General features: G+C 77.0%; 4 protein-coding genes and 1 pseudogene. 2 read left to right on the forward strand and 3 right to left on the reverse strand.

What is annotated here, in order from left to right; genetic code table 11:
- Both HUX53_RS26415 and HUX53_RS26420 read left to right on the forward strand, forming a co-directional pair.
- A pseudogene (locus HUX53_RS26415) lies at positions 1 to 207 on the forward strand (NAD-dependent epimerase); the annotation flags it as partial.
- Between the two features lie 50 nt (positions 208 to 257).
- Positions 258 to 509 (forward strand): hypothetical protein, encoded by a 252-nt coding sequence (locus HUX53_RS26420; RefSeq protein ID WP_176405927.1) that lies wholly within the window; start codon positions 258 to 260, stop codon positions 507 to 509.
- 66 nt (positions 510 to 575) lie between these two features.
- On the opposite strand, the gene HUX53_RS42660 is transcribed toward HUX53_RS26420, so the two are convergent.
- The 3 genes from HUX53_RS42660 to HUX53_RS26435 are packed head-to-tail and all read right to left on the reverse strand — an operon-like array spanning position 576 to position 2,543.
- Positions 576 to 872: a CDGSH iron-sulfur domain-containing protein gene (locus HUX53_RS42660; RefSeq protein WP_176405928.1), complete on the reverse strand. Its 297-nt coding sequence runs from the start codon at positions 870 to 872 to the stop codon at positions 576 to 578.
- Positions 847 to 1,569 (reverse strand): HemK2/MTQ2 family protein methyltransferase, encoded by a 723-nt coding sequence (locus tag HUX53_RS26430; protein ID WP_176405929.1) that lies wholly within the window; start codon positions 1,567 to 1,569, stop codon positions 847 to 849. The genes HUX53_RS42660 and HUX53_RS26430 overlap by 26 nt, the downstream gene beginning before the upstream one ends.
- Positions 1,566 to 2,543, reverse strand: a complete 978-nt coding sequence (locus HUX53_RS26435) for an iron-containing redox enzyme family protein (protein ID WP_309237439.1) — start codon at positions 2,541 to 2,543, stop codon at positions 1,566 to 1,568. The genes HUX53_RS26430 and HUX53_RS26435 overlap by 4 nt, the downstream gene beginning before the upstream one ends.
- Positions 2,544 to 2,647: the final 104 nt, after the last annotated feature.

Consider the following 2,647-nt stretch of genomic DNA (forward strand, 5'->3'; position numbering starts at 1 on the left):
CTGCTCATGGATGCCCCTGTCATGGTCACCGCGCGGGCCCGCACCGAGCTCGCGTCAACGCCCGCGCACAGGGCCCGCGCGGCGCTCACCGTGTTCCTGGAGGGCCTGCGGGGGGGGGCGGGGCTCGACACCCCGCCGCTGGCGCCGGGGACCGGCGGCCCGGCCCGTGCCCGCGAGTTCGCCACCGGCGTGGGCCGCAGGCCCTGACCGCGCCGCGCCCGCCCGTCACCGTCCACCGCACGCTTGGAGGTCACCCGATGCCGACGATCACTTCCGACCACCTGCACACCCTGCTGGGCTCCGCCGACCGCGACGCCGCGCTCGTCGTCGTCGGGGGCCGCGCCACCGTCGTCCCCACCGATCCCAGCCGCGGCGGGGGGCCCGAGGACGCGATGGTGATCACCACGCGGGACGCCGTGATCGCCGAACTGGACACCGGCGCCAACGAGGAGCAGATCGAGGCCCTGGCCCAGCGCCTGGACGTGGCTTTGGAGAGCCTCGGCGGCTGACCCGCCACACCCGTCACCCGTCACCCGGCGCCGGCCTCGTCCGCGCCGGGTGACGGCTACGCCGTGCTAGGTGCCGTCGTCCTCCGGGGTGTCCTCCGGGGTGGTGCGGGACGCGCGGACGCGGCAGCGGTGGCTGGTGTCGCAGAACGGGTAGGAGCGGCTGCGCCGGCAGGTGCACAGCGCGACCAGCCACCGGTCGGACACGGCCGTCGAGCCGTCGTCCAGGACGACCTCGACGGGGCCCTCCACGAGCATCGGGCCGCCCTTGACGATCCGCACCCGCCGCCGCTCCCGGTCCCCGCCCGCGGCGCCGCCGGGTTCAGGCGGGCCATCGGGTTCAGGCGGGCTGGTGTTCGCGGGCATGTCCCTCCCCGCCCTCGGTGCCGCCGCTCCGCGCCGCGATCGGGTCGGCGCGGACCACGACCAGGTCCTCGTGCCGCTGGCCGGGCCCCAGCAGGCCGCGGGCGGCGAGCCGTGCCGCGCGGCGCCGCATCACGGGCCCGAACGGCTCGCGGTGCCGGGCCACCACCGACGCCCGCATCCCGGCGGCGCGCAGTGACACCAGGGTCGCCGCGACGCCGTTCAGCGCCGAGTGCACCAGCAGCAGCGTCCCGGACGGCGCCAGGTGGCGCGGGGCCAGCGCGCAGATCCGGTCGAGCAGTGCGCGGCCGTCGGGCCCGGCCTCCCAGGCGCGGGCCCGGCCGCGCACGTGCCGCGGGTCGGCGTCGCCGGCGACGTACGGGGGGTTGGCGACGATGACGTCGAACAGCTCGCCGGCGACCGGCGTGAACAGGTCGCCGCGCAGCACCCGGACGGGCAGGCCCCGCAGGAGCGCGTTCATCCGCGCGGTCAGGACGGCGGGCGCCGACACGTCGACCGCGACGACGTCGCAGCCGGCGCGGGCCGCGGACAGGGCGACCGCGCCGGTGCCGGTGCCGAGTTCCAGCACCCGTGCGCCCGCGGGTAGCCCGGTGTGGGCGAGGGTCCGGCTCAGTGCGCCGGTCAGCAGCGAGGTGTCGGACTGCGGCCGGTACACCCCCGGTGGTCGCAGCAGCATCATCGTGCCTCCCCCTCGGGCGGGTTGGCGGGCAGGGGGCGGCGCAGTGCCGTCCGCCCGGCCCGCCAGGCGTCCATCAGGTGTGCGGCGAGGCGGTCCTCCAGCAGGCCGGTCGCCCGCACGCCCAGCACGACGTCGGCGGCGAGGGCGGGTTCGGCGGCCAGCAGCGCGCCGATCACGTCGTGGCGCAGGACCTGCTCGTGGACGGCGTCGGCCTCGATGTGCTCGGTGTAGAACAGCAGGGCGCGGGGTCCGGCGCCGTGGCGTTCCAGGGCGGCGGCCATCCGCCGGGCGGACGGCGCCGTGGTGATCTCGGCGGCGGCGAAGTGGCCGACGAGGGCGCCGCGCAGCGAGCGGTGCAGCCCGAACAGCGACATCATGGTGACGGTCGCGAGCATCGCGGCGGGGGCGGCGTCCACGTGGGCGCCGTAGGAGGGGTCCAGGGCCAGGTCGTCCAGCAGCCCGGCGTACAGGCCCTGGTGGATCATGTGGGGGCGGCCGCCGCCGAACTCGTCGTTCTCCACCGCGGCCAGCGCGGTCTTGGCGGGGCCGTGCAGCCGCGGGATCACGAAGGCGTGCGGGTCGGCCTCTTTCAGGTGGTACACCGACCGCAGCGCCGCGTGCTCGCGGATCTGCCACAGTTCGCCGTGGTCGCGCAGGTGGTGGGAGACGCCGCGGGCGTCGGCCGGTTCGACCAGCAGTTCCTGCAGCGCGGCGTCGACGTCGTCGCCGGCGGGGGTGGCGCGGCGCAGCGCGTCCAGGAACACCGCCTCCAGGGCGCCGCGCAGCCGCAGCAGCGCCGGGTCCCATTCCCAGCCGGGGTGGACGCCGGCGAAGCCGCGGTAGTGCAGTTCGTAGCAGGTGTGCAGGGCCAGCTGCAGGTCGTCGCCGTAGGGGTCGGCGGACGCCGCGGCGTCCGGTGTGGGGAGGCGGGCCGGGTCGCCGGGCGGCGTCCCGTCCCGCAGGGCGGTGAGCACGGCCTGCGACAGCGGGCCGCGCGGCGCCCGGGCCTGCCTCTTCTACACATCTGACCACGCCGACGCAGAGGCTAGTGTACAACACCGGCGCAGCCACAGCCGCG

This window comes from Actinomadura sp. BRA 177 (assembly GCF_013372625.1).
Taxonomy (GTDB): domain Bacteria; phylum Actinomycetota; class Actinomycetes; order Streptosporangiales; family Streptosporangiaceae; genus Spirillospora.

Coding starts and splice junctions, on each gene's coding strand:
- HUX53_RS26420 (WP_176405927.1), top strand. CDS start 258: ATGCCGACGATCACTTCCGACCACCTGCACACCCTGCTGGGCTCCGCC.
- HUX53_RS26430 (WP_176405929.1), bottom strand. CDS start 1,569: ATGATGCTGCTGCGACCACCGGGGGTGTACCGGCCGCAGTCCGACACC.
- HUX53_RS42660 (WP_176405928.1), bottom strand. CDS start 872: ATGCCCGCGAACACCAGCCCGCCTGAACCCGATGGCCCGCCTGAACCC.